The 25,060-nt window shown below is 73.1% G+C and carries 19 protein-coding genes; 13 read left to right on the top strand and 6 right to left on the bottom strand.

Going from position 1 to position 25,060, the window contains the following annotated elements; translation table 11 throughout:
• Position 1: 1 nt before the first annotated feature.
• Together M8H82_RS17935 and M8H82_RS17930 are read right to left on the bottom strand one after the other, a co-directional pair.
• On the bottom strand, positions 2 to 472 hold the full coding sequence (locus M8H82_RS17935) for a two-component system response regulator (protein WP_250075165.1): 471 nt from the start codon (positions 470 to 472) through the stop codon (positions 2 to 4).
• Positions 469 to 4,143, bottom strand: a complete 3,675-nt coding sequence (locus M8H82_RS17930; protein WP_374211670.1) for a HAMP domain-containing protein — start codon at positions 4,141 to 4,143, stop codon at positions 469 to 471. Before M8H82_RS17930 ends, M8H82_RS17935 begins: the two co-directional genes overlap by 4 nt.
• 180 nt (positions 4,144 to 4,323) lie before the next feature.
• Here M8H82_RS17930 and M8H82_RS17925 point away from each other — a divergent pair, with 180 nt between their 5' ends.
• Together M8H82_RS17925 and hemW are read left to right on the top strand one after the other, a co-directional pair.
• Positions 4,324 to 6,207, top strand: a complete 1,884-nt coding sequence (locus tag M8H82_RS17925; protein ID WP_250075161.1) for a SpoIIE family protein phosphatase — start codon at positions 4,324 to 4,326, stop codon at positions 6,205 to 6,207.
• A gap of 28 nt (positions 6,208 to 6,235) precedes the next feature.
• The gene (hemW, locus tag M8H82_RS17920; RefSeq protein WP_250075159.1) at positions 6,236 to 7,468 is read left to right on the top strand and encodes a radical SAM family heme chaperone HemW; all 1,233 of its coding nucleotides are present in this window, start codon (positions 6,236 to 6,238) and stop codon (positions 7,466 to 7,468) included.
• Between the two features lie 61 nt (positions 7,469 to 7,529).
• Here hemW and M8H82_RS17915 read toward each other — a convergent pair whose 3' ends face one another.
• A complete protein-coding gene (locus M8H82_RS17915; protein ID WP_250075157.1) occupies positions 7,530 to 8,345 on the bottom strand; it encodes a DUF3097 domain-containing protein in 816 nt (271 codons plus the stop codon).
• Positions 8,346 to 8,379: 34 nt separating this feature from the next.
• Entirely contained in the window at positions 8,380 to 9,105 is a 726-nt protein-coding gene (locus M8H82_RS17910) for an MBL fold metallo-hydrolase (protein ID WP_250075155.1), read from the bottom strand.
• A 161-nt stretch (positions 9,106 to 9,266) separates the two neighbouring features.
• Between M8H82_RS17910 and hrcA the strand changes: the two genes are divergently transcribed.
• The 4 genes from hrcA to M8H82_RS17890 all read left to right on the top strand — a co-directional run bounded on the left by hrcA (position 9,267) and on the right by M8H82_RS17890 (position 13,365).
• Complete coding sequence (gene hrcA, locus M8H82_RS17905; protein WP_250075153.1) at positions 9,267 to 10,283, top strand: heat-inducible transcriptional repressor HrcA; 1,017 nt, start codon at positions 9,267 to 9,269, stop codon at positions 10,281 to 10,283.
• Complete coding sequence (gene dnaJ, locus M8H82_RS17900) at positions 10,284 to 11,420, top strand: molecular chaperone DnaJ (RefSeq protein WP_250075151.1); 1,137 nt, start codon at positions 10,284 to 10,286, stop codon at positions 11,418 to 11,420.
• 122 nt (positions 11,421 to 11,542) lie between these two features.
• Positions 11,543 to 12,628, top strand: a complete 1,086-nt coding sequence (locus M8H82_RS17895; RefSeq protein WP_250075149.1) for a nitronate monooxygenase — start codon at positions 11,543 to 11,545, stop codon at positions 12,626 to 12,628.
• Complete coding sequence (locus tag M8H82_RS17890; protein ID WP_250075147.1) at positions 12,625 to 13,365, top strand: 16S rRNA (uracil(1498)-N(3))-methyltransferase; 741 nt, start codon at positions 12,625 to 12,627, stop codon at positions 13,363 to 13,365. Before M8H82_RS17895 ends, M8H82_RS17890 begins: the two co-directional genes overlap by 4 nt.
• Here M8H82_RS17890 and M8H82_RS17885 read toward each other — a convergent pair.
• Positions 13,362 to 14,969, bottom strand: a complete 1,608-nt coding sequence (locus M8H82_RS17885) for a hypothetical protein (protein WP_250075145.1) — start codon at positions 14,967 to 14,969, stop codon at positions 13,362 to 13,364. The two genes, M8H82_RS17890 and M8H82_RS17885, sit on opposite strands and share 4 nt — an antisense overlap.
• 111 nt (positions 14,970 to 15,080) lie before the next feature.
• Here M8H82_RS17885 and M8H82_RS17880 point away from each other — a divergent pair, with 111 nt between their 5' ends.
• From M8H82_RS17880 to M8H82_RS17860, 5 genes are all read left to right on the top strand, one after another.
• Positions 15,081 to 15,635, top strand: coding sequence for a hypothetical protein (locus tag M8H82_RS17880; RefSeq protein WP_250075143.1), 555 nt, complete (start codon positions 15,081 to 15,083; stop codon positions 15,633 to 15,635).
• A gap of 54 nt (positions 15,636 to 15,689) precedes the next feature.
• Positions 15,690 to 18,881, top strand: coding sequence for a S41 family peptidase (locus M8H82_RS17875; protein WP_250075141.1), 3,192 nt, complete (start codon positions 15,690 to 15,692; stop codon positions 18,879 to 18,881).
• A gap of 89 nt (positions 18,882 to 18,970) precedes the next feature.
• On the top strand, positions 18,971 to 19,324 hold the full coding sequence (locus tag M8H82_RS17870; RefSeq protein WP_250075139.1) for a histidine triad nucleotide-binding protein: 354 nt from the start codon (positions 18,971 to 18,973) through the stop codon (positions 19,322 to 19,324).
• 6 nt (positions 19,325 to 19,330) lie between these two features.
• Positions 19,331 to 20,236, top strand: a complete 906-nt coding sequence (locus tag M8H82_RS17865; protein ID WP_250075136.1) for a ribonuclease Z — start codon at positions 19,331 to 19,333, stop codon at positions 20,234 to 20,236.
• 20 nt (positions 20,237 to 20,256) lie between these two features.
• Positions 20,257 to 21,249 (top strand): adenosine deaminase, encoded by a 993-nt coding sequence (locus tag M8H82_RS17860; protein WP_250075134.1) that lies wholly within the window; start codon positions 20,257 to 20,259, stop codon positions 21,247 to 21,249.
• A gap of 27 nt (positions 21,250 to 21,276) precedes the next feature.
• On the opposite strand, the gene M8H82_RS17855 is transcribed toward M8H82_RS17860, so the two are convergent.
• Entirely contained in the window at positions 21,277 to 22,461 is a 1,185-nt protein-coding gene (locus M8H82_RS17855) for an MFS transporter (RefSeq protein ID WP_250075132.1), read from the bottom strand.
• 282 nt (positions 22,462 to 22,743) lie between these two features.
• On the opposite strand from M8H82_RS17855, the gene M8H82_RS17850 reads away from it, so the two are divergent.
• Entirely contained in the window at positions 22,744 to 23,691 is a 948-nt protein-coding gene (locus M8H82_RS17850) for a 5-dehydro-4-deoxyglucarate dehydratase (RefSeq protein WP_250075129.1), read from the top strand.
• The gene (locus tag M8H82_RS17845; RefSeq protein ID WP_250075127.1) at positions 23,688 to 24,977 is read left to right on the top strand and encodes a glucarate dehydratase family protein; all 1,290 of its coding nucleotides are present in this window, start codon (positions 23,688 to 23,690) and stop codon (positions 24,975 to 24,977) included. Before M8H82_RS17850 ends, M8H82_RS17845 begins: the two co-directional genes overlap by 4 nt.
• The last annotated feature ends 83 nt before the right edge of the window (positions 24,978 to 25,060 follow it).

Raw genomic sequence — 25,060 nt, 5'->3', positions numbered from 1 at the left:
GCTACGCCGGGCCCCTGTCGATCAGTTTCCTCAGTTCCTGGACCTCCGCCCTGAGCGCCTCCAGCTGGAGTTGCTTGCGGTGCAGGTCCAGGAACACCCTGACCTTCGCCCGCAGTACCCACGGGTCGAACGGCTTGGTCAGGTAGTCGGCCGCGCCGGTGGCGTAGCCGCGGAAGGCATACCCCGGGTCGTCCTCCGCGCCGGTCAGGAAGATGATCGGGACATCCTTCGTCTGGTCCAGGCGTTTGATGTTCGCCGCCGTCTCGAAGCCGTCCATGCCGGGCATCCGGACGTCCAGCAGGACCAGCGCGAAGCGGCGGCGCAGGAGCGCCTTCATCGCCTCCTCGCCGGAACGGGCCCGGACCAGCGGTTCGTCGAGGGAGGCCAGGACCGCCTCCAGGGCGGTCAGGTTGTCCTCCATGTCGTCGACCAGGAGGATGCCGGCGTGCTCCGGTGCGTCTTCGGCGGTCATGGCGTCGCCTCGTGTGTCTCCTCCGGGTCCAGCAGGGCGCACACGACGGTGAGCAGTCGGTCCACGTCCACCGGTTTGGGCACGTAGTCGTTGGCGCCGCGGGCGATGGACTTCTCCCGGTCGCCGGGCATCGCCTTCGCGGTCAGCGCGACGATGGGCAGGCCCGCCCAGCGCGGGCTGCGGCGAATCGCGGCGATGGTCTCGTAGCCGTCCATCTCCGGCATCATGATGTCCATCAGGATGAGTTCGACGTCCGGGTTGCGCTCCAGGGTCTCGATGCCCTCGCGGCCGTTCTCCGCGTAGAGCACCGGCATGCCGACCCGGCCGAGCACATGGGTCAGCGCGAACACGTTGCGGATGTCGTCGTCCACGATCAGCACGCGCCGCCCGGACAGCACCTGCCCCGCCCGGCCCGACTGCCACTCCTCCAGCTTGGTCGGCGTGGGCCAGCCGTCGTCCATCTCCGGCGGGTGGGACATCTGCTCCGGCACCGGTACGGGGCTGCGGTCGTCGGTCACCGGGTGGCCGGGGCTGACGACGGGGACGTACAGGGTGAAGGTGGAGCCCCGTCCGGGCTCGCTCTCGGCGACGATACGGCCGCCCAGCAGGCCCGCGATCTCCCGGCTGATGGACAGGCCGAGACCGGTGCCGCCGTACTTGCGGTTGGTGGTGCCGTCGGCCTGCTGGAACGCCTCGAAGATCACCGGGAGTTTCTCCGGCGCGATCCCGATGCCGGTGTCGGACACCTCGAAGGCGATCACCCGCTCACCGGTCTCCGCGTCCTGGACCAGGCCGACCCGCAGCTCGACCCGGCCCGACGCGGTGAACTTGATGGCGTTGGAGAGCAGATTGCGCAGCACCTGCTGCAGGCGCTGCTCGTCGGAGTACATCTCGCGCGGGACGTCCTCGCCGACCGACACCTCGAAGGAGAGCCCGCGGTCGTGGGTGAGCGGGCGGAAGGTGGCGTGGACGTAGTCGAGCACTTTGATCAGCGGCAGGCGCTTGGGGCGCACGTCCATCCGGCCCGCCTCGATCTTCGACAGGTCGAGGATGTCGTTGATCAGCTGCAGCAGGTCGGAGCCCGAGCGGTGGATGGTCGTCGCGAACTGGACCTCCTGGTCGGTGAGATGGCCGTCCGGGTTGTCCGACAGGAGACGGGCGAGGATCAGCAGGGAGTTCAGCGGGGTGCGCAGCTCGTGCGACATGTTCGCCAGGAACTCCGACTTGTACTGCGAGGAGGTGGCCAGCAGCGCCGCCTTCTCCTCCAGTTCGGCGTTCGAGTGCTGCAGCTCCGCCTGCTGCTTCTGCAGTTCGTCCGAGCGCTCCTGCAGCTGCATGGCCAGCCGCTGGGACTCGCCGAGCAGCGACTCGGTGCGGGAGTTGGCGATGATGGTGTTGATGGCGACGCCGATGGTGTTCACGAACTGGTCGAAGAAGGCCAGGTGGACATCGGAGAAGCGGGAGAAGGACGCCAGCTCGATCACCCCGAGGAGCTTGTCCTCGAAGAGGATCGGGATGATGACGATGGTGGTGGGCGCCGCTTCCCCCAGCCCGCTGTTGATCTTGATGTAGTGCGGCGGGGCCTCCTCGACGAGGATGCGCTTCTTCTCGCGGGCCGCCTGCGCCACCAGGCCGTGGACCGGCAGGCCGCCGGTCTCCATGGTGGCGCCCTGCGCGGCGCCGTACCCGGCGATGAAGGCCAGGCCCTTGGTCGGGGCGGTCGTGCCGTCCTGCTCCGGATCCGCCAGGTAGAACGCGCCGTACTGGGCGTTCACCAGCGGCGTCAGCTCGCGCAGGATCAGGTCGGCGACCTCCATCAGGTCCCGGTGACCCTGCATCAGGGAGGCCAGGCGGGCGAGGTTGGACTCCAGCCAGTCCTTGGCGCGGGTGGTCTCGCGGAGGTTGGCCACCATCAGGTTGATGTTGTCCTTCAGCTCGGCGACCTCGCCGCGCGTCTCCACCGTGATCGAGCGGGACATGTCACCCTGCGCCACGGCCGAGGCCACCTCGGCGATGGCGCGGACCTGGGTGGTCAGGTTCAGCGCCAGCTCGTTCACATTGGTCGTCAGCCGCTTCCAGGTGCCGTACACGCCCTCGACCCGGGCCTGGCCGCCGAGCTGGCCCTCGGAGCCGACCTCGCGGGCCACGCGGGTCACCTCGGAGGAGAACGAGGAGAGCGTGTCGACCATGGTGTTGATGGTGGTCTTCAGCTCCAGGATCTCGCCGCGCGCGTCCACGTCGATCTTCTTCGACAGGTCGCCCTGGGCCACGGCGGTGGCGACCTGGGCGATGTTGCGCACCTGGGAGGTGAGGTTGTCGGCCATGGAGTTGACGTTGTCCGTCAGGTCCCGCCAGACGCCGGAGACGCCCAGCACCCGGGCCCGTCCGCCGAGGTTGCCGTCGGTGCCGACCTCGCGGGCGACGCGGGTCACCTCGTCGGCGAAGGCGCGCAGTTGCTCCACCATCGTGTTGACGGTGTCCTTCAGCTCCAGGATCTCGCCCCGCGCGTCGACGGTGATCTTCTTGGACAGGTCGCCGTTGGCGACGGCGGTGGTGACCTGGGCGATGTTGCGGACCTGCGACGTGAGGTTCAGCGCCATGAAGTTGACGTTGTCGGTGAGGTCCTTCCAGACCCCGCTGACGCCCCGCACCTGGGCCTGACCGCCGAGGTTGCCCTCGGTGCCGACCTCGCGGGCGACGCGGGTGACTTCGTCGGCGAAGGCGGAGAGCTGGTCGACCATGGTGTTGATGGTCGACTTCAGCTCCAGGATCTCGCCCTTCGCGTCGACGGTGATCTTCTGGCTGAGGTCGCCGTTGGCGACGGCGGTGGTGACCTGGGCGATGTTGCGGACCTGCGACGTCAGGTTCGACGCCATGAAGTTGACGTTGTCGGTGAGGTCCTTCCACACCCCGGACACGCCCCGCACCTGCGCGCGACCGCCCAACTGGCCCTCGGTGCCCACCTCGCGGGCCACGCGCGTGACCTCGTCGGCGAAGGCGGAGAGCTGGTCGACCATGGTGTTGACGGTCAGCTTCAGTTCGAGCAGCTCACCGGTCGCCTCCACGGTGACCGTGCGGGTCAGGTCACCGCGCGCCACCGCCGTCGTCACCAGGGCGATGTCCCGCACCTGTGCCGTCAGCCGGGCGGCCATGGTGTTGACCGCCTCGGTCACGTCCCGCCAACTGCCCGACAGACCGCGCACCTTGGCCCGGCCGCCGAGCCGTCCCTCGGTGCCGACCTCGCGGGCCACCCGGGTCACCTCGCCGGTGAACAGGGAGAGCTGGTCGACCATCTTGTTCACGGCCCGGCCCAGCCGCCGCAGATCGCCGCGCAACTGCCGGGAACCGTCGTGCAGATCGACCCGCTGGGTCAGATCGCCGCCCGCCACCGCGTCCAGGACACGGGTCGCGTTGGCCGCCGGGGCCACGATGGCGTCGAGCAGCTGGTTGACGTCGTTGACCCGGGCGGTCCAGGCGCCCTGGCCCGGGCTCGCCGCCAGCCGCTCGTCGAGCCGGCCGTGCCGCACGAGCTCCCGCCGGACGCGCTGCACCTCGGAGTTGAAGTGCAGACTGCGGTTCATGATCTGGTTGTAGGCCGCGACGAGCTCGGCCACCACGCCGGTGCCGGGATCGGACACCTGCCGGAAGTCGCCGTCCCTCGCCGCGGTCATGGCGACGAGCAGAGGGCGCAGATCCGATGCTCGAATCTGACCGTCTTCGAGCGCGCGTGTACCACTGTTCTCACTCATGCCGGCCCACTTCGGTGACTCGGTGCTTATGGGCGCGGCCAGTCTGTCACTCTGTCGGCGTCGACTGAGGCGTATTCGTGCGAACCGCTCGGGGAGCTGTCCATGAGGGCCATACCGGCGCAACGGGAGACCGCCTCCCGTGCCTCCGGCGCGCCCGCGCGCGAGGAGGAGCCCCCGCGCGCGTGGGCCGACGCCACCCTGCTCGGAAGCTCCCTCGCGCCCGCCTCGGCCCGCGCGCTCGTGCGCGCCGCCCTCGCCGAGTGGACCGAGCTCGGCCTGCCCGGCACCCAGGCGCACACCCGCCGCCTCGCCGACGACACCGTCCTGGTCGTCAGCGAACTCGTCACCAACGCCGTCGTCCACGCGGGCACCGAGATCGGCCTGGTCTGCCGCGCGGAGGAGGAGACCGGCGCCGTCGTCGTCGAGGTCTCCGACCGCCACCCCGCGCGCGCCCCGCGCGACGGCGCGTCCGAACCGGCCCACGGCTCGGCGGAGTACGGGCGCGGACTGACCCTGGTGGCCCGGCTCGCCGAGTGCTGGGGAGTGACGTACCGCACCGGCGTGAAGACGGTGTGGGCCCGGCTGCCCGCCGAGGAGCACCCCGACGAGCCGGGCGCCCCCACCGGCCCGCCGCCCTACGCGATGCCGGGCCCCGGTCGGGGACGGCCCGAGCGCGACGGGGACTGGCTCGACCGGGGTGCGCTGTCCTTCCTCGCCGAGGCCTCCGACCTGCTCGCCGGGCAGCTCGACGAGGATCTGGTCGCCGCGCTCACCGCGCAGCTGCTGGTGCCCCGGCTCGCCGACTGGTGCGCGGTGTGGCTGGAGGACGAGTTCACCGGGCGCGGCCGGTCCCCGCACGGCATCCCGGGCACCGGGCCCCGCCTCGCCCGGGTCTGGCACGCCAGCGAGAACCGCATCGAGGAACTGCGCCGGGCGCTGGAGAAGGAGCCCCCGTACCCGCCGGACGATCCAGGTCCGGGCTCCGGACCCGTGCCGCACCCGTGGCCCAGGGCGGCGCCGGGCGAGCGCGAACCGGTCGGCACGGCACTGGCGTACCGCCTGGTCGCGGGCGGCCGGCCGCTGGGCACGCTCGTCATCGGGCAGTCCGGGCCCGAGGGGTTCCCCGACGAGGTCACCGGGCTGGTGGAGGATCTCGGCCGGCGGGTGGCGCTGGCCATCGGCGCGGCCCGGCAGTACGCCCGCCAGGCCACCATCAGCGCGGTCCTCCAGCGCGGGCTGCTGCCCGGCGCGGTCGCCGAGATCCCCGGCGTGCGCAGCGCCCTCGTCTACGAGCCCTGCGACAAGGGCGGCCCGAGCGGCGACTTCTACGACGTGTTCCCGGCCGGCGAGGGCCGCTGGTGCTTCGCCGTGGGCGACGTCCAGGGCAAGGGCCCGGAGGCGGCGGTGGTGATCGGCCTGGCCCGCCCCTGGCTGCGGCTGCTGGCCCGCGAGGGGTACCGGGTGCCGGACGTCCTGGACCGCCTCAACCAGCTCCTCCTCGACGACGCCACCGAGGCCGCGGACGCCCGGGCGCGCGCCCTGGTCGGCCCGGCCGCACCGGGCGACGGCCCGCAGACACGGTTCCTGTCCCTGCTCTACGGCGAACTGGTCCCCTTCGACGGAGGCGTGCGCTGCACCCTCGGCTCCGCAGGCCATCCGCTGCCGCTGCTGCTCGGGCCCGACGGGCGCGTCCGTACGGTCGCGCAGCCGCAGACCCTGCTCGGGGTCGTCGAGGACGCCACGTACACCAGTGAAACCTTCCGCCTCAGGTCCGGGGACAGCCTGCTGTGCGTGACGGACGGGGTGACGGAGCGGCGCAGCGGCTCGCGCCAGTTCGACGACGGGGACGGCCTGGCGGCCGCGCTCGCCGGGTGCGCCGGGCTCAGCGCGCAGTCGATCGCCGAGCGGATCCGGCGGCTCGTGCACGACTTCGGGGGGCGGCCGCCGGAGGACGATCTGGCGCTGCTGGTGCTCCAGGCCGAGTAAGGGCGCGCGGTGCTGGACAATGGAACGCATGCCTTCCGCACTCCCCGACGGCGAGCCGGTCCCCGACGACGGCGCGCTGCCCGCCGCCGCGCTCACCGGCGCCGCCGACCGCCCGCTCGGGTTCTACCTGCACGTCCCCTACTGCGCGACCCGCTGCGGGTACTGCGACTTCAACACCTACACCGCCACCGAGCTGCGCGGCACGGGGGGCGTACTGGCGTCCCGCGACAACTACGCGGACACCCTGACCGACGAGATCCGGCTCGCGCGCAAGGTCCTCGGCGACGACCCCCGCGAGGTCCGGACGGTCTTCGTGGGCGGCGGTACGCCGACCCTGCTGGCGGCGGACGATCTGGTCCGGATGCTGCACGCGGTCCGCGACGAGTTCGGCCTCGCGCCGGACGCCGAGATCACCACCGAGGCGAACCCGGAGTCGGTGGACCCGGCGTACCTGTCGGCGCTGCGGGAGGGCGGCTTCAACCGGATCTCCTTCGGCATGCAGAGCGCGAAGCGGCATGTGCTGCAGGTGCTGGACCGCACACACACACCGGGACGGCCGGAAGCATGTGTGGCGGAGGCACATGCGGCGGGGTTCGACCATGTGAACCTGGACCTGATCTACGGCACGCCCGGGGAGACCGACGACGACTGGCGGGCCTCGCTGGACGCGGCCATCGGCGCCGGTCCCGACCACATCTCCGCCTACGCCCTGATCGTCGAGGAGGGCACGCAGCTCGCCCGCCGGATCCGCCGGGGCGAGGTCCCGATGACCGACGACGACGTCCACGCCGACCGCTATCTGATGGCCGAATCCGTGCTGTCGTCGGCGGGCTTCGACTGGTACGAGGTCTCGAACTGGGCGACCTCGGAGGCGGGCCGGTGCCTGCACAACGAGCTGTACTGGCGCGGCGCCGACTGGTGGGGCGCCGGCCCCGGAGCGCACTCGCACGTGGGCGGGGTGCGCTGGTGGAACGTGAAGCATCCGGGGGCGTACGCGGCGGCCCTGGCGGCGGGCCGGTCCCCGGGCGCCGGGCGGGAGCTGCTCCCGGCGGAGGACCGCCGCGTCGAGCGGATCCTGCTGGAGCTGCGCCTGCGGGAGGGCGTCCCGCTGTCCCTGCTGCACGAGGCGGGCCGCACGGCCGCCCGGCGGGCCCTGGCGGAGGGGCTGCTGCAGGAGGGCCCGTACGCGGAGGGCCGCGCGGTACTGACGCTGCGGGGCCGGCTGCTGGCGGACGCGGTGGTCCGGGACCTGGTGGACTGATCGCTCCGGGGATCTGATCTCCCGGGGCGGCACTCACATGGCCTGCCGCCCTTCCGGGAGATCAGTTCCCACCGCCGTCCGTGACGAAGTCGATCAGTTCCTCCACCCTCCCCAGCAGCTCCGGCTCCAGGTCCTTGTACGAGTGCACCCGCGCCAGGATTGCCTGCCACACCGCGCCCGTGTTCTCCGACGGCCAGCCCAGCGCCCGGCACACGCCCGTCTTCCAGTCCTGCCCGCGCGGCACCCGCGGCCAGCCCGCGATGCCCAGGGACGACGGCTTCACCGCCTCCCAGATGTCGATGTACGGGTGGCCCACGACCAGCGCGTGGTCGCTGGTCACCTGCTGTGCGATGCGCCACTCCTTGGTGCCGGGCACGAGGTGGTCCACCAGCACCCCCAGCCGCGCGTCCGGCCCCGGCGCGAACTCCGCCACGATCCCCGGCAGGTCGTCGACGCCCTCCAGGTACTCCACCACCACGCCCTCGATGCGCAGGTCGTCGCCCCAGACCTTCTCCACCAGTTCCGCGTCGTGGCGGCCCTCGACGTAGATCCGCCCGGCGCGGGCCACGCGCGCGCGTGCCCCGGGGACGGCCACCGAGCCGGAGGCGGTGCGCGTGGGGCGTACCGGAGCCCCCGCGGAGGGGCGTACCAGCGTCACCACCCTGCCCTCCAGCAGGAAGCCCCGCGGCTCCAGCGGGAACACCCGGTGCTTGCCGAAGCGGTCCTCCAGGGTCACGGTGCCCGCCTCGCAGCGGATCACCGCTCCGCAGAAGCCGGTGCCGGGCTCCTCGACCACCAGGCCGGGCTCCGCCTCGACCTCGGGCACCGGCTTGGGCTTCTTCCACGGCGGGGTCAGGTCCGGAGAGTACTGGCGCATTCGGATGACGATAGGAGAAGCGCCGGAGCAGGTCCTACGACACGCCGAAACGGGCCGCCAGCGCGTCCCGCTGCGCCCGTACGAACGCCGCGTCCACCACCGCCCCGTGACCGGGCACGTACACCGCGTCCTCGCCGCCCAGCGCCAGCAGGCGGTCCAGCGCCGCCGGCCACTGCGACGGCACGGCGTCCGGGCCGGCCTGGGGGTCGCCCGACTCCTCCACCAGGTCGCCGCAGAACACGACCTCCGGGGAGCCGGGAACCAGGACCACCAGATCGTGGGGCGTGTGGCCGGGGCCCACGTTCGCCAGCAGGACCTGGCGGCCGGGGCCGAGGTCGAGGGTCCACTCGCCGGAGACGTGGTGCCGGGGCGGCGCGAGGACGTCCACCGCCTCGTCCGCCGCCCGCGCGTCCAGCCCGTGGCGTACCGCGTCCGCGCGCAGCGCCGCCCGGCCGTGCGGCCCGTACACCGAGTCGATGCCCACCGCGCCGTAGACCTCCGCCCCGGCGAACGCCGCCGCACCGAGCACATGGTCGAAGTGGGGATGCGTCAGAGCGAGATGAGTCACACGGTGACCGGCGAGTGCCTCCGCCCGCATCCGCAGCCGTGCCCCTTCGGTCAGGCTCGACCCGGCGTCGACCACCAGCGCCTTACCCTCGCCGACGACCAGGCCCGCCGTACAGTCCCAGCCGGGCAGCCGGCACCGGCCCACCCCCGCCGCGACCCGCTCCCATCCCAGCTCTTCCCAAGTCACCGTCATACCGCGACGCTAGCTGTACGACCCATCACAGCCGGGCCGACCTTGCCCGGTCAGTACCCGACCGCCGTACACTGGGCCGGGAACGCTGGCACTCGGGCGGACAGAGTGCCAGGCGAGGAGCCCCGGGGGACTGGGGGCACGACTTCTGGAGGTGTGCGCGGATGCTGAGTGAACGCAGGCTGCAGGTGCTGCGCGCCATCGTCCAGGACTATGTGGGCACCGAGGAGCCGGTGGGGTCGAAGGCCCTGACCGAGCGGCACAACCTCGGCGTCTCCCCGGCGACCGTCCGCAACGACATGGCGGCGCTGGAGGACGAGGGCTACATCGCCCAGCCTCACACCAGCGCCGGGCGCATCCCGACCGACAAGGGCTACCGGCTCTTCGTCGACAAGCTGGCCGGCGTGAAGCCGATGAGCGCGCCCGAGCGGCGGGCCATCCAGAACTTCCTCGACGGCGCCGTCGACCTCGACGACGTGGTGGCCAGGACGGTACGGCTGCTCGCGCAGCTCACCCGGCAGGTCGCCGTCGTGCAGTATCCGTCGCTCACCCGGTCCACCGTGCGCCATGTCGAGCTGCTCTCGCTCGCCCCCGCGCGCGTGATGCTGGTGCTGATCACGGACACCGGGCGGGTCGAGCAGCGGATGGTCGACTGCCCGGCGCCGTTCGGCGAGGCGTCCCTGGCCGATCTGCGGGCCCGGCTGAACAGCCGGATCGCGGGCCGGCGCTTCACCGATGTGCCGACCCTCGTCGAGGACCTCCCCGAGGGCTTCGACATGGAGGACCGCGGCACGGTCTCGGCCGTCCTCTCCGCACTGCTGGAGACGCTGGTCGAGGAGAACGAGGAGCGGCTGATGATCGGCGGCACCGCCAATCTCACCCGCTTCGGACATGACTTCCCCCTCACCATCCGGCCCGTCCTGGAGGCACTGGAGGAGCAGGTCGTGCTCCTCAAGCTCCTGGGCGAGGCCGGGGATTCGGGCATGACCGTACGCATCGGTCACGAGAACGCCTACGAGGGACTCAACTCCACCTCCGTGGTGTCGGTCGGCTACGGTTCGGGCGGCGAGGCAGTCGCCAAGCTCGGCGTGGTCGGACCGACCCGCATGGATTACCCGGGAACGATGGGAGCGGTACGCGCAGTGGCACGGTACGTCGGACAGATCCTGGCGGAGTCGTAAGTGGCCACGGACTACTACGCCGTTCTCGGCGTGCGCCGCGACGCGTCGCAGGAAGAGATCAAGAAGGCCTTCCGGCGGCTCGCGCGCGAGCTGCACCCGGACGTCAACCCCGATCCGAAGACCCAGGAGCGGTTCAAGGAGATCAACGCCGCTTACGAGGTGCTCTCGGACCCGCAGAAGAAGCAGGTCTACGACCTCGGCGGCGACCCGCTGTCCCAGGCGGGCGGCGCGGGCGCCGGCGGCTTCGGCGCGGGCGGCTTCGGGAACTTCTCGGACATCATGGACGCGTTCTTCGGCACGGCGTCGCAGCGCGGGCCGCGCTCGCGCACCCGCCGGGGCCAGGACGCCATGATCCGCCTCGAGATCGAACTCGACGAGGCGGCCTTCGGTACGACGAAGGACATCCAGGTCGACACGGCCGTCGTCTGCAACACCTGCAGCGGTGAGGGGGCTGCCCCCGGCACCTCCGCGCAGACGTGCGACATGTGCCGCGGTCGCGGTGAGGTGTCGCAGGTGACGCGGTCCTTCCTGGGCCAGGTCATGACCTCGCGGCCGTGTCCGCAGTGCCAGGGCTTCGGCACCGTCGTGCCGACGCCGTGCCCGGAGTGCGCCGGTGACGGCCGGGTGCGGTCCCGCCGTACCCTCACGGTCAAGATCCCGGCCGGTGTCGACAACGGCACGCGGATCCAGCTCGCCGGTGAGGGCGAGGTGGGCCCGGGCGGTGGTCCGGCCGGTGACCTCTACGTCGAGATCCACGAGCTGCCGCACGCGCAGTTCCAGCGGCGCGGCGACGACCTGCACTGCACGGTGACCCTCCCGATGACGGCGGCGTCCCTCGGCACCAAGGTGCCGCTGGAGACCCTCGACGGCCTGGAGGAGGTCGACATCCGCCCGGGCACCCAGTCCGGCCAGTCGATCCCGCTGCACGGCCGGGGCGTCACGCATCTGCGCGGTGGCGGCCGGGGCGACCTGATCGTCCACGTCGAGGTCCAGACCCCGAACAAGCTCGACCCGGAACAGGAACGCCTGCTCCGCGAGCTGGCCAAGCTGCGCGGCGAGGAACGGCCCCAGGGGCAGTTCCAGCCGGGGCAGCAGGGGTTGTTCTCGCGGTTGAAGGATGCTTTTAACGGGCGTTGAGGCGGGTCGGAGGCGCTGCTGCAGGACGCCTGCAACGGGCGTTGAGCCTGCCGCTGCCCCTGGTCTATGCCACACGGACGGGTGGATTCGAGGTTGTTCGGAGGACGTGACAACATGCCGTCATGTCCTCCGCACTGACCGATCTTTTTCCCCTTCCGATCGTGCAGGCCCCCATGGCGGGCGGCGTCTCCGTGCCGGCCCTCGCCGCTGCCGTGGCCGAGGCCGGTGGGCTGGGGTTCCTCGCCGCCGGGTACAAGACCGCCGACGGCATGTACCAGGAGATCAAGCAGTTGCGGGGGCTCACCGGCCGCCCCTTCGGCGTGAACCTCTTCATGCCGCAGCCGGAGTACGCGGACCCTGCGGCCGTCGACGTCTACGCCCACCAGCTCGCCGGAGAGGCCGGCTGGTACGAGACCGAACTCGGGGACCGCGACAGCGGGCGGGACGACGGCTACGAGGCCAAGCTCGCCGTCCTGCTCGACAACCCGGTACCGGTGGTCTCCTTCCACTTCGGCGTGCCGAGCAGTGACGTGCTCGACTCGCTCCGGCGGGCCGGGACCTTCACCCTGGTCACCGCCACCACCGCCGAGGAGGCCCTGGCCGTCGAGCGGGCCGGTGCGGACGCGGTGATCGCGCAGGGCGTCGAAGCCGGCGGCCACCAGGGCACGCACCGCGACAACCCCGAGACCGACGGCGCCGGCATCGGCCTGCTCTCGCTCCTCGCCCAGATCCGCGAGACCGTCGGCATCCCCGTCGTCGCCGCCGGCGGCATCATGCGCGGCAGCCAGATCGCCGCCGTGCTCGCCGCGGGCGCGAGCGCCGCCCAGCTCGGCACCGCGTTCCTCGCGACGCCCGAGTCCGGGGCCCACGCCGTCCACAAGCAGGCGCTGACCAACCCGCTGTTCGTCCGTACGCAGCTGACGCGGGCGTTCTCCGGCCGCCCCGCGCGCGGGCTCGTCAACCGCTTCCTGCGCGAGCACGGGCCCTACGCCCCCGCCGCGTACCCCGAGATCCACCACCTCACCTCGCCGCTGCGCAAGGCGGCCGCCAAGGCGGGCGACGCGCAGGGCATGGCGCTGTGGGCGGGGCAGGGCCACCGGATGGCACGGGAACTGCCCGCCGGGCAGCTGGTCGAGGTGCTGGCGGCCGAACTCGCCGCCGCCAGGACAGCGTTGTCGGCCTCGCCGGAAGGCGGTGCGTCGCGATGACGGCTCCGGTGTTCGTGGTCGAACGCCTCGACGCGGCCCCCGGCGGACGGTATGTCCTCGACGGTCCCGAGGGCCGCCACGCGGTCTCCGTGAAGCGGCTGCGCTCCGGCGAGGACGTCGTCCTCACCGACGGCGCCGGGCGCTGGGCGGACTGCGTGGTGCTGGAGGCCGAGGGCAAGGACCGGCTGACGGTCCGGGTGGACTCGGTCGCCGAGGAACCCGCGCCGCGGCCCCGCATCACCGTCGTCCAGGCCCTCCCCAAGGGCGACCGGGGTGAGCTGGCCGTCGAGACGATGACCGAGGTCGGGGTCGACGGGATCGTGCCGTGGTCGGCGTCCCGCTGCATCACGCAGTGGAAGGGGGAGCGGGGGCTGAAGGCGCTCGGCAAGTGGCGGGCCACCGCGCGGGAGGCCGGCAAGCAGTCCCGGCGGGTCCGCTTCCCGGAGGTCGCGGACGCGGCAACGAGCAAGCAGGTCGCGGCACTTCTGGCCAAGGCCGACTTCGCCGCCGTACTCCATGAGAGCGGCACCGAGCCGCTGGCCGCCGCCGAACTGCCCACCGAGGGCGAGATCATGCTGGTCGTCGGCCCCGAAGGGGGCGTGTCCCCCGAGGAGTTGGCGTTGTTCGAGGAAGCCGGGGCACGCCCCTACGTCCTCGGCCCGACCGTCCTGCGCACCTCCACCGCCGGCACGGCAGCCGCCGCCCTCCTCCTCGGCCGCACGGGCCGCTGGGGCTAGCAGCGGGTCGGGGGGAGCAGCTGTACGTCCTCTCTGCGGACCGCGAAGGATTCCTGGCGGGAGCCCTCGTGGCGGGACGGGTCCCAGAGCCAGATCCAGTCGGTCGCGGTGCCGAAGGAGAGGACGGGGTGGTCGGTGGGGGCCGGGCCGTTGTCCACGGGCAGGGGCTTGGCCGGGTCCACCGGGCGGACGCAGACGAAGTGGGCGTAGACGCCGAAGTAGTCGGGCGGGCGCCTGCCGTCGTGGGCGACGTTCTCCGCGGCCCGCCCCGCCGCGCTCGCCGCGTCGCGGGTGCCGATGCCGATCGCGGTCAGGGCGAAGACCACGCCCAGCAGGGTGGCCAGGACCGCGGCGAAGAGGCGGTTGCTGCCGTCCCGGCCCAGATGGAAGTGGCGCAGCCAGCCGATGACCGCCACGAGGAACGCCATGCTGCCCAGGGCGTACCCCATGGGCTCGGCGGCCGCTAGGTACCGGCCGAGGCTGGACGTGGGCACCGCGCTCGCGCGGATGTCGAAGCGGTCCAGATACGCCGCGTGCATCTGCTCGCCCAGCCGGCCCACCATCGACCACAGCACCGGCACCGACAGCGGCACCAGCCAGGCCGCGTGCCGGGTGAAGAACGTACGGCGGACGGCCAGCACCACTCCGGCGCCCGTGAACAGGCCCAGCGCGAGCAGCAGGACGCCCGCCCACAGCTGGGCGGCGCTGCTGCCCCCGCCCAGCAGCGCCCCGAACGCGGCCAGCGCCGTGGTGCCCGCGACCCCCGCCGCCCACTGCGCCCGGCGGCCACGCGCCCGCGTCTCCTTGGCCGTCCGCCCCAGCGGCAGCGCCCCCGCCGGGCTCAGCAGCGCCGGCAGCAGCTTCCAGGCCCCCTCGGCCCAGACGACGTACATCCCGCAGACGATCGCGAGCAGCAGGCCCGCCATCGCCGCCCCCAGCCAGACCAGGCGGACCCGGCGCTCGTGCGGGGTCTCGTCGCGCGGCGGGTCCGCGTCCGAGTGGCCCGGCACCCGCAGCGCGTGCGCCGCCGGGTCGAAGGGACGGCCGCCCAGGGCGCGCGCGGCCAGTTCGGCCTCCGCCGCCTCCCGGGACCGCGGCCCCGCCGGGACGGTCACGGCCCGCTGCTCGTCCGCCCCGCCGAGCCAGATCCACACCCGGCCGAGCGTCGGCAGTGCGCGGTGCAGGTAGTACGTCGTCCGGGCGGGGCGCTCGTGCTCGACCAGCGCCGCGTCCCGTATCCAGGCGCCCAACTCTGCTTGCCGGGTGAGCCGTTCGACCTCCATGGTGGCGGTGCGCAGGGCGCCCAGGCGGGCGCCGTGCAGCCGGACCTCGACGACGAGGGTGGTCCGGTGCGCCACGGCCGGCGCCGCCTCCCCGCCCTCCGCCGGGCGCACGGCCCAGCCGCGCTCCTCGAACAGGGCGGTCACATAGGCCACTTCGTCCGCCTGGTCGACCACGTCGACGAGCATCCGCACCCGCCGCCGGCACGGCGGCGCGGGCGGTCCGGCGGCCGGGTCGGCCGCGGGCTCGGGGCCCTGCTGCGGTTCGTCGGGGACGCGCGGTCCCGGCAGGAGTCGGGGCGAGCGGATCCGCGGGGGTGTCAACGGTCCTCCGGTACACGGGCAGTTGGACGGCACTCGATTGTGACGTGCGGGAGCGGTGAGTGTCCGTATGCGCTCTACCGCGCCGGGCCGGACAGTGGCAGGCTGCCCTCCATGGGGGCATTGCGGCGGTTTGGGGATCGCCCGCGCGGGGCGCGCGTGGCGGGTGCGGCGGGACTGGTCGTCCTCGCCGTCGGCGGAGCGGTCGCGTGCGAGGGCGGCGGCATGAGCACCGCGTCCATCGCGTACACCACCGACCAGACCGTGACCCGGGAACTGGAGCGCCGGAAGGCGGAGGTCCAGTGGCTCACCTGCACCGCCTCCTACGGCGACGACGGCGGCGACGCCGGCTCGACCCCGGACGCGGGCGAACAGACCGTCGCCGAGGTGGAGTGCACCGGCAAGACCAAGGACGGCAAGGACATCACCGTCGACGGTCTGGTCACCCGGGCGACCGACGGCAAGTGCGTACGCGGTCACCTCACCGCGAAGGTGGACGGCAGGAAGTGGTTCGAGGTCAACGGCCTCGGCGACTGCGAGGGCACCCCCTCCCCGGTCGCCCCGCCCAGCAGCGACGGACCGGGGCAGTCCGGACCCACCGTCACCGTGACCGTCACCAAGACGCTGTACTGCAAGGAGGATCCGCAGTGCTGGCCGGAGGGCAAGTGAGCGAGTGATCCCAAACCCCTTACCCGAGGTGAGGCGGGTGCGTAGGGTGATCGGGTGACTCAGCCTGCCGCGTATCTCCGGTACCCGCATCCGCACGGCGAGTTGGTCGCCTTCACCGCCGAGGACGACGTCTGGCTCGCCCCCCTGGACGGCGGCCGGGCCTGGCGGGTCAGCGCCGACAACATGCCGGTCTCCCTGCCGCGCATCTCGCCCGACGGCGCCACCGTCGCCTGGACCTCCAGCCGCGACGGCGCCCCCGAGGTGCACACCGCCCCCGTCTCCGGCGGCCCCTCCACCCGCCTGACGCACTGGGGCGTCCGCACCCGGGTGCGCGGCTGGACCCCCGACGGCGACGTCCTCGTGACCAGCAACCGGGGCCGGGCGAGCCGCGACCGCACCTGGGCGCACGCCGTCCCGCTCGACGGCGGACCGGCGACGACGCTGCCGTACGGCGTCGTCGGGGACGTGGCCCTCGGGCCGCACACCGTGCTGCTGTCCGCGACCATGGGCCTGGAGGCGGCCCACTGGAAGCGCTACCGGGGCGGCCGGGCCGGGAAGCTGTGGATCGACCGGGAGGGGCAGGGCGAGTTCGTCCGGCTGCACGAGGACCTGGACGGGAACATCGAGCACCCCGTCTGGGCCGGTGACCGCATCGCCTTCCTCAGCGACCACGAAGGCGTGGGCGCGCTCTACTCCTCCCTCGCCGACGGCTCCGACCTGCGCCGGCACACCCCTCTCGACGGTTTTTACGCCCGCCACGCCGCCGGTGACGGCACCCGGATCGTGTACGCCTCGGCCGGTGAACTGTGGCTCCTGGACGACCTCGACGGCGCCGAGCCGCGCCGCCTCGACATCCGGCTGGGCGGCCAGCGCACCGACCGCCGCCCGCACCCGGTCAGCGCCGCCCGCTGGTTCGGCGCCGCGGCCCCCGACCACACCGCGCGCGGCAGCGCCGTCCTGGTGCGCGGCGCGCTCCACTGGGTCACCCACCGCTCCGGTCCGGCCCGCGCCCTGGCCGCCGAACCCGGCGTACGGGCCCGCAAGCCCCGCACCTTCCGCGTCGACGGCGAGGAATGGGTGGTGTGGGTGACCGACGCCGAGGGCGACGACGCGCTGGAGTTCGCCCCCGCGACCGGTCTCGCCCCGGGCGCCACCCCGCGCAGGCTCGCCGCCGGACAGCTCGGCCGGGTCCTCGGCCTCGCGGTGGCCCCCGACGGCAGCCGGGCCGCCGTCGCCTCGCACGACGGCCGGGTGCTCCTCGTCGAACGGGAGACCGGCGAGGTCCGCGAGGTCGACCGCAGCGAGGACGGCGATGTCGCCGGGCTCGTCTTCTCCCCCGACTCCGCCTGGCTGGCCTGGTCGCACCCCGGCCCCAGCCCGCTGAGCCAGCTGCGCCTGGCCAACACCACGGACCTGTCGGTCACCGAGGCCACACCGCTGCGCTTCCAGGACTACGCGCCCGCGTTCACCCAGGACGGCAAGCACCTGGCGTTCCTCTCGGCGCGCTCCTTCGACCCGGTCTACGACGAGCACGTCTTCGACCTGGCCTTCGTGGCCGGTTCCCGCCCGTACCTGATCACGCTGGCCGCGACGACGCCGTCGCCGTTCGGACCGCAGCGGCACGGGCGCCCCTTCGACGCGCCCGACAAGGACGAGACACCGGACAGCGAGGGCACCCCGGCCACCCGGATCGACCTCGAAGGGCTCGCCGACCGGATCGTGCCGTTCCCGGTCGAGGCCGCCCGCTACACCGACCTGCGCGCCGCCAAGGACGGCCTGCTCTGGCTGCGCCACCCCGTCACCGGCGAACTCGGCTCGTCCCGGGCCGCCCCGGACGACCCGGACCCCAAGTCCGAGCTGGAGCGCTACGACCTCGTCCAGCAGCGCGTGGAGCATCTGGCCGCCGACGCCGACCACTTCGAGGTCAGCGGCGACGGCAAGCGGGTGCTGCTGTGGACCGAGGGCCGGCTCAAGGTGGTCCCCAGCGACCGGCGGGCCTCGAACGACGAGGACAGCGACTCCAACGTCACCGTCGACCTCGGCCGGGTCCGTCAGCTGATCGACCCGGCCGCCGAGTGGCGGCAGATGTACGAGGAGACCGGCCGCATCATGCGGGACCACTTCTGGCGCCCCGACATGAGCGGCGTGGACTGGACGGCGGTGCTCGACCGCTACCGTCCGGTCCTGGACCGGCTGGCCACCCACGACGACCTGGTCGACCTGCTCTACGAGGTCCAGGGCGAACTCGGCACCTCCCACGCCTACGTCGTCCCGCGCGGCGGCTCCGGCGCCGGGCCCCGCCAGGGTCTGCTCGGCGCGGACATCTCCCGCCGTGAGGACGGCACCTGGCGCATCGACCGCGTCCTGCCGTCGGAGACCTCCGACCCGAACGCCCGCGCCCCGCTCGCGGCACCCGGGGTCGCGGTCCGGGCGGGGGACGCGATCGTCGCGGTGGGCGGAGTGCCGGTCGATCCGGTGACCGGGCCCGGCCCGCTGCTGGTGGGCACCGCGGGCAGGCCCGTCGAACTGACCGTGTCCCCGGCGGGCGGCGGCGAGCTGCGGCACGCGGTGGTGGTCCCGGTGGCCGACGAGGAGCCGCTGCGCTACCACGACTGGGTGGCCGATCGCCGGGCCCACGTCCACGAACGCTCCGGCGGACGGCTCGGCTACCTACACGTCCCCGACATGCAGGCGCCGGGCTGGGCGCAGATCCACCGGGACCTGCGGGTCGAGGTCGCCCGCGAGGGCCTGATCGTCGACATCCGGGAGAACCGGGGCGGCCACACCTCCCAACTGGTCGTGGAGAAGCTGGCCCGCCGCATCGTCGGCTGGAGCGTCCCGCGGGGCATGCGCCCCGCCAGCTACCCGGAGGACGCCCCGCGCGGCCCGGTGGTGGCGGTGGCCGACGAGTTCTCCGGCTCGGACGGCGACATCGTCAACGCGGCGATCAAGGCGCTGGGCATCGGCCCGGTGGTGGGCACCCGGACGTGGGGCGGAGTGGTCGGCATCGACAGCCGCTACCGCCTGGTCGACGGCACGCTGATCACCCAGCCCAAGTACGCGATCTGGCTGGAGGGTTCCGGCTGGGGCGTGGAGAACCACGGCGTGGACCCGGACGTCGAGGTGGTGCAGCGCCCGCAGGACTACGCGGCGGGCAGGGACGCCCAGTTGGACGAGGCGGTGCGGATGGCGCTGGAGGCGCTGGAGAGCAGCCCGGCCAAGACCCCGCCGGGTATGCCCACGTAGGAGCGCGCCGCGACCGGCCACAAATGACCCGCACTCGCCGACGATACGATGCCCCCGAATCATTGGGCGCACCCTCCGGAGGAACCCGCATGGCTGGAGAACCCCAGGACGACTGCCTGTTCTGCAAGATCGTCGCAGGCCAGATCCCCGCCACCATCGTCCGGGAGACCGAGACCACCGTCGCCTTCCAGGACATCAACCCCCAGGCACCGGTGCACGTCCTGGTGATCCCCAAGGCGCACCACGCGAACGCCGCCGACCTCGCCGCAGCCGCCCCGGAACTGGCCGCCGACGTCCTGCGGGAGACCAAGGAGGTGGCCGACGAGCAGAAGCTCGACTCCTACCGCGTCGTCTTCAACACCGGCACCGGCGTCGGCCAGACCGTCTTCCACGTCCACGCCCACGTCCTCGGCGGCCGTGGCATGCAGTGGCCTCCCGGATAACCAGCCATGTCCGTACGCGAACTCGTGGTCCTCGGCACCGCGAGCCAGGTGCCGACCAGGCACCGCAACCACAACGGCTACCTGCTGCGCTGGGACGGGGAGGGCATCCTCTTCGATCCCGGCGAGGGCACCCAGCGCCAGATGCTGCGTGCCGGGGTCGCCGCCCATGACCTGAACCGGATCTGCGTCACGCACTTCCACGGCGACCACTCGCTCGGCCTCGCCGGGGTCATCCAGCGGATCAACCTCGACAAGGTCCCGCACGAGGTGACCGCGCACTACCCGAAGTCGGGCCAGCGCTTCTTCGACCGGCTGCGGTACGCGACCGCGTACCGGGAGACCGTCGGGATCGTCGAGGCGCCCGTGAGCGAGGACGGGGCGCTCGCCACCACCCGCGGCTACACGCTGGAGGCCCGCAGGCTCTCCCACCCCGTGGAGTCGTACGGCTATCGCCTGATCGAGCCCGACGGCCGCCGCATGCTGCCCGACCGGCTCGCCGCGCACGGCGTCAGGGGCCCGGACGTGGGACGGATCCAGCGGGAGGGCGCGCTCGGCGACGTGCGGCTCGACGACGTCAGCGAGGTGCGCCGCGGCCAGCGCTTCGCGTTCGTCATGGACACCCGGCTGTGCGACGGGGTGCACGCGCTCGCCGACGGCTGCGACCTGCTCGTCATCGAGTCGACGTTCCTCGACGAGGACACCGACCTCGCCGTGGAGCACGGCCACCTCACCGCGGGCCAGGCGGCACGCGTGGCGCGGGAGGCGGGCGTACGGCATCTGGTGCTGACGCACTTCAGCCAGCGCTACTCCGAGCCCGACGAGTTCGAGCGGCAGGCGCGGGCGGCCGGCTTCGAGGGGGAGCTGACGGTGGCGCACGACCTGCTGCGAGTGCCGGTTCCGAAGCGTCGGTAATACGCCCGTACGATGCTTTGATGCCCCTCCCGAAAGCTGAACTGCACCTGCACATCGAAGGCACGCTGGAGCCCGAGCTGGCCTTCGAGCTGGCCGCCCGCAACGGCGTCGAGCTGCCCTACGCGGACACCGACGCGCTCCGCGAGGCGTACCGGTTCGAGGATTTGCAGTCCTTCCTGAACCTGTACTACGAGCTCATGGCGGTGCTGCGCACCGAGCGGGACTTCGAGGACCTCGCGCAGGCCTATCTCGCCCGCGCCGCTGCGCAGGGCGTGCGGCACGCGGAGATCTTCTTCGACCCGCAGGCCCATCTGGCGCGGGGGCTGTCCATGGGCACGGTCGTCGAGGGGCTCTCCCGCGCGCTGGACCGCAGCGAGGCCGACCACGGCGTCTCCACGCAGCTCATCCTGTGCTTCCTGCGCGACGAGTCCGCCGAGTTGGCCATGGCCACCCTGGACGCCGCGAAGCCCTACCTCGACCGGATCGTCGGCGTCGGCCTGGACTCCGCCGAGGTCGGGCATCCGCCAATGAAGTTCCGGGAGGTGTACGAGGCCGCCGCCGCCCTCGGTCTGCGCCGCGTGGCGCACGCCGGTGAGGAGGGACCGCCGGAGTACATCACCGATGCGCTGGACGTGCTGGGCGTGGAGCGCGTCGACCACGGGCTGCGGTGCATGGAGTCCCCGGAGCTGGTGGAGCGGCTCGTCCGGGACCGGGTGCCGCTGACGCTCTGCCCGCTCTCCAACGTCCGGCTGCGCACCGTGGACACGCTGGCGGACCATCCGCTGCCCGCGATGCTCGACGCGGGCCTGCTGTGCACGGTCAACTCCGACGATCCCGCGTACTTCGGCGGCTACGCGGGCGACAACTTCCGTGCGGTGCGCGAGGCGCTGGGCCTGACCGACGACCGGCTGCGCGAGCTGGCCCGCAACTCCTTCGTGGCGAGCTTCCTGGAGCACGACGAGGAGCGGCGGACACGGTATCTGGCCGAGGTGGAGGCGTACGAGTTCCCGTAGGCGCCGCGGCGCCCCCCCCGAGGGCGCTCAGGCCGCCGTCGCCCGGTCGTACACCGGGGTCTCCACCGGGATCTCCACCACCGCAAGCGAGCGCCTGCCCGCGCCCATCGCCACCACGGTCATGGGGACCGCGACCACCAGCAGCCCCGCGGCCAGCACCGCCCCCATCGCCGGGAAGCCCGCCTGCGCCGACAGCACGCTGCCGGCCAGCGGCCCCGCCGCCGTGCCCAGCGAGGACGCCGAGCCGACCAGGACCGCCCAGCGCCCCCGGCCGTCGAGGGACGCGGCGAGGCCGATGACGTAGGACAGGACGATCGGGTAGAGGGCGTTCCAGGCGATCTCGCCGGCCGCGAAGGTCGTCAGGTCCCGTGCGGAGGCGCTGACGGCGATGCAGGCCGCGATGACGGCCGTACCCGCGCCGATGGGGAGCGCGAGACCGAGCCGGGGGCCGATCGCGCTCGCCGCCACCACGCCGAGCAGGCCCGCGCCGAGCGCAACGGCGAACACCATGCCGACCGTGACCTCGCTCAGGTGCGCCTGTGTCAGACCGATCCGGCCGCTTACGCCCCACAGGGAGTTCTGCGCGAGGGACCAGCACATCAGGGCGGCGGCGAGGACCAGTCCGGAGCGCAGGTGGGGCAGCGGGCCGGTGGCCCCCGGGGTGCGGGCGCCGGTGACCGGGGCGGCGAGGCTGCCGGTCAGCGGCCACACGGCCAGCGCGGCGAGCGCCAGGGCGGCGAGCGGGAGGCCGTGGCCGGGGCCCAGGTGCGGGACCGTCAGATACACGGCGCCCGCGAGGGCGGAGACGCCGAGCAGGCCGTACGTGGTGACGCGGTGCGGGTCCGGACGCGCGGCGATCCCGGTGGCGGCGACCGCGGTGGCCGTTCCGGAGCCGAAGCCGCCGATCACGGCGCCCGCGACGACGGCCGGGACCCAGTGGGCCAGCGCGGCCCCGCCGTAGCCGAGTACGGCGAGCGTGAGGCCGAGCCGGGCCAGGGGGCGCGGGCCGATCCGGTCGACGCGCGAGGCGAGCAGGAACCCCGCCGCGGCCGAACCGAGCAGCAGCGCACTGCCGACGGCGCCGGCCTGAGTGGCGGAGAGGGGGAGCCCCGAATCCAGGCGGCCGACGGTGGTCGGCAGGAGATACGGAGCCAGGTACCCGGCCGTGAAAAGGGCGACGAGGGGCCAGGGCAGGGTGGTGCGGGCGGACACGGGCGTTCCCAGGGCATGCGAAAGAAGCGGTTCGAAAAGGGGGTGGGCGACGACCGTCGACGGACAGGAACGCGCGGGGCAATTTGTATCAAGCCGGGGGAGGCGCGAAGAAGGCCGGCCGGTGTGATCCGGGGCACATGCTGTTTCGCCGGGGAAACGGCGGGTAGAGGCGCGCCTTCCTGCTGGCCGGCGCCGGTGGCGGATGCGCCGCCATTGACGCACCACCGTTCGCATCCTTAGCCTCCATCTACATATATGGATACCGCCTGCGTGGGGAGATGGATGACCGTGGCCCTCGACACCGATACGGCCGTACGGCGGCTGCGGGACGGCATGGCGGGCGGGGTGCTGTCCTTCCCGCTGACGAGCTTCCACGACGACGGCACCCTCGACCCCGACGGCCTGCGCACCCATGTCGCCGAGCGGCTCGCCGCCCGGCCCGGCGCGGTCTTCCCCGCCTGCGGCACCGGCGAGTTCTTCTCACTGGACGAGGACGAGTACCGCACGGTCGTCACCGTCACGGTTCAGGAGGCGGCCGGGAGGCTGCCCGTCGTCGCGGGCATCGGCTACGGCTGGGCCCAGGCCGTACGGTTCGCGCGCATCGCGGAGGAGGCGGGCGCCGACGCCCTGCTCGTCCTGCCGCACTACCTGGTCGCCGCCCCGGAGGAAGGGCTGGTGCGGCAGCTGGAGCGGATCGCCTCGGCCACCTCGCTGCCGCTCATCGCCTACCAGCGCGGACAGGTCGCCTTCAGCGCCGGCTCGCTGCGCCGGATCGCGGCCCTCCCCAACGTCGTCGGGCTCAAGGACGGCCACTGCGACCTCGACCGGCTCCAGCGCCTCACGCTCGCCGCCCCCGAGGGCTTCCTGTTCTTCAACGGCGCCGCCACCGCCGAGATCCAGGCCCGCGCCTACGCCGCCGTCGGCGTCCCCGCCTACTCCTCCGCCGTGCACGCCTTCGCGCCCGAGATCGCCAACCACTTCTTCGCCGCCCTGCGCGACGGCGACGACAAGACGGTGGAGCGGCTGCTGCGCGACTTCTACGTCCCGTTCGTCGAACTCCGCGACCGGGTGCCCGGCTACGCCGTGTCCCTGGTGAAGGCGGCGGCACGACTGCGGGGGAGCCCGGTGGGACCGGTGCGCGCCCCGCTCACGGACCCCTCCGACGCCGACCTCGCCGATCTGGAAGCCCTGCTCGCCACCGGACTGGACCTCGTAGGAGCCGCGCTGTGAACCTCACCGTCACCGATGTCCGGCTGACGCCGATCCTCGTCGCCGACCCGCCCCTGCTCAACACCCAGGGCGTCCACCAGCCCTACACGCCCCGGCTGATCGTGGAGGTCGTGACCGCGGACGGCATCACCGGGGTGGGGGAGACCTACGGCGACACCAAGTACCTGGAGCTGGCGCGGCCCTTCGCCGCGAAGCTGATCGGCCGGCCGGTCAGCGATCTGAACGGCCTGTTCACCCTCGCCGAGGACGTCGTGGTCGACGGCTCCCGGGTCTCGGACCAGGTCGACGTGGGCGGACTGCGCGGCGTCCAGACCGCCGACAAGCTGCGGCTGTCCGTGGTCTCCGGCTTCGAGGTGGCGTGTCTGGACGCGCTCGGCAAGGCGCTCGGCCTGCCGGTGCACGCGCTGCTCGGCGGCAAGGTGCGCGACGCCGTCGAGTACAGCGCGTACCTGTTCTACCGCTGGGCCGAGCACCCGGCGGGCGTGGCGGCGGAGCGGGACGACTGGGGCGCCGCCGTGGACCCGGCGGGCGTTGTCGCGCAGGCGCGCACGTTCACGCAGCGGTACGGGTTCACGTCGTTCAAGCTCAAGGGCGGGGTGTTCCCGCCGGACGAGGAGATCGCCGCCGTGCGGGCGCTCGCGGAGGCGTTCCCGGGGCATCCGCTGCGGCTCGACCCCAACGGCGCCTGGTCGGTGGAGACCTCGCTGAAGGTGGCGGAGGAACTGGCGGACGTCCTGGAGTACCTGGAGGATCCCGCGCTCGGCACCCCGGCCATGGCCGAGGTGGCCGCCGGGACCGGGGTGCCGCTCGCCACCAACATGTGCGTGACGACGTTCGCCGAGATCAAGGAGGCGTTCGCCCGGGACGCCGTGCAGGTCGTGCTCTCCGACCACCACTACTGGGGCGGGCTGCGCAACACCCAACAGCTCGCCGCGATCTGCCGCACCTTCGGCGTCGGGGTGTCCATGCACTCCAACACCCACCTGGGGATCTCCCTGGCCGCGATGACCCACGTCGCGGCCACCGTCCCGAACCTGCACCACGCCTGCGACTCCCACTACCCCTGGCAGGCGGAGGACGTGCTCACCGAGCGGCTGCGGTTCGAGGACGGCAAGGTCGCCGTCCCCGACGAGCCCGGCCTCGGTGTCGAACTCGACCGCGACAGGCTGCGGTTCCTGCACCAGCGGTGGCTGGATGACGACGGCACCCTGCGGGAGCGCGACGACGCGGCGGCGATGCGGGTCGCCGACCCCGACTGGGTCACCCCGGCCGTCCCCCGCTGGTAGCCCGGGGCCTCCCGCGAGGTCGCGCCCGGTGCCGGCCCGCCGGAGGAGCCGCCGGGCCCGGGACGGCCCGGCACGAGCGGCGG

This window comes from Streptomyces sp. YS415 (genome assembly GCF_023544665.1).
Classification (GTDB): Bacteria; Actinomycetota; Actinomycetes; order Streptomycetales; family Streptomycetaceae; genus Streptomyces.
This window is presented reverse-complemented; position numbering and strand designations above follow the sequence as displayed.

Coding starts and splice junctions, on each gene's coding strand:
- M8H82_RS17935 (WP_250075165.1), bottom strand. CDS start 472: ATGACCGCCGAAGACGCACCGGAGCACGCCGGCATCCTCCTGGTCGAC.
- M8H82_RS17930 (WP_374211670.1), bottom strand. CDS start 4,143: ATGACCGCGGCGAGGGACGGCGACTTCCGGCAGGTGTCCGATCCCGGC.
- M8H82_RS17925 (WP_250075161.1), top strand. CDS start 4,324: ATGAGGGCCATACCGGCGCAACGGGAGACCGCCTCCCGTGCCTCCGGC.
- hemW (WP_250075159.1), top strand. CDS start 6,236: ATGCCTTCCGCACTCCCCGACGGCGAGCCGGTCCCCGACGACGGCGCG.
- M8H82_RS17915 (WP_250075157.1), bottom strand. CDS start 8,345: ATGCGCCAGTACTCTCCGGACCTGACCCCGCCGTGGAAGAAGCCCAAG.
- M8H82_RS17910 (WP_250075155.1), bottom strand. CDS start 9,105: ATGACGGTGACTTGGGAAGAGCTGGGATGGGAGCGGGTCGCGGCGGGG.
- hrcA (WP_250075153.1), top strand. CDS start 9,267: ATGCTGAGTGAACGCAGGCTGCAGGTGCTGCGCGCCATCGTCCAGGAC.
- M8H82_RS17895 (WP_250075149.1), top strand. CDS start 11,543: ATGTCCTCCGCACTGACCGATCTTTTTCCCCTTCCGATCGTGCAGGCC.
- M8H82_RS17890 (WP_250075147.1), top strand. CDS start 12,625: ATGACGGCTCCGGTGTTCGTGGTCGAACGCCTCGACGCGGCCCCCGGC.
- M8H82_RS17880 (WP_250075143.1), top strand. CDS start 15,081: ATGGGGGCATTGCGGCGGTTTGGGGATCGCCCGCGCGGGGCGCGCGTG.
- M8H82_RS17870 (WP_250075139.1), top strand. CDS start 18,971: ATGGCTGGAGAACCCCAGGACGACTGCCTGTTCTGCAAGATCGTCGCA.
- M8H82_RS17865 (WP_250075136.1), top strand. CDS start 19,331: ATGTCCGTACGCGAACTCGTGGTCCTCGGCACCGCGAGCCAGGTGCCG.
- M8H82_RS17860 (WP_250075134.1), top strand. CDS start 20,257: ATGCCCCTCCCGAAAGCTGAACTGCACCTGCACATCGAAGGCACGCTG.
- M8H82_RS17850 (WP_250075129.1), top strand. CDS start 22,744: ATGACCGTGGCCCTCGACACCGATACGGCCGTACGGCGGCTGCGGGAC.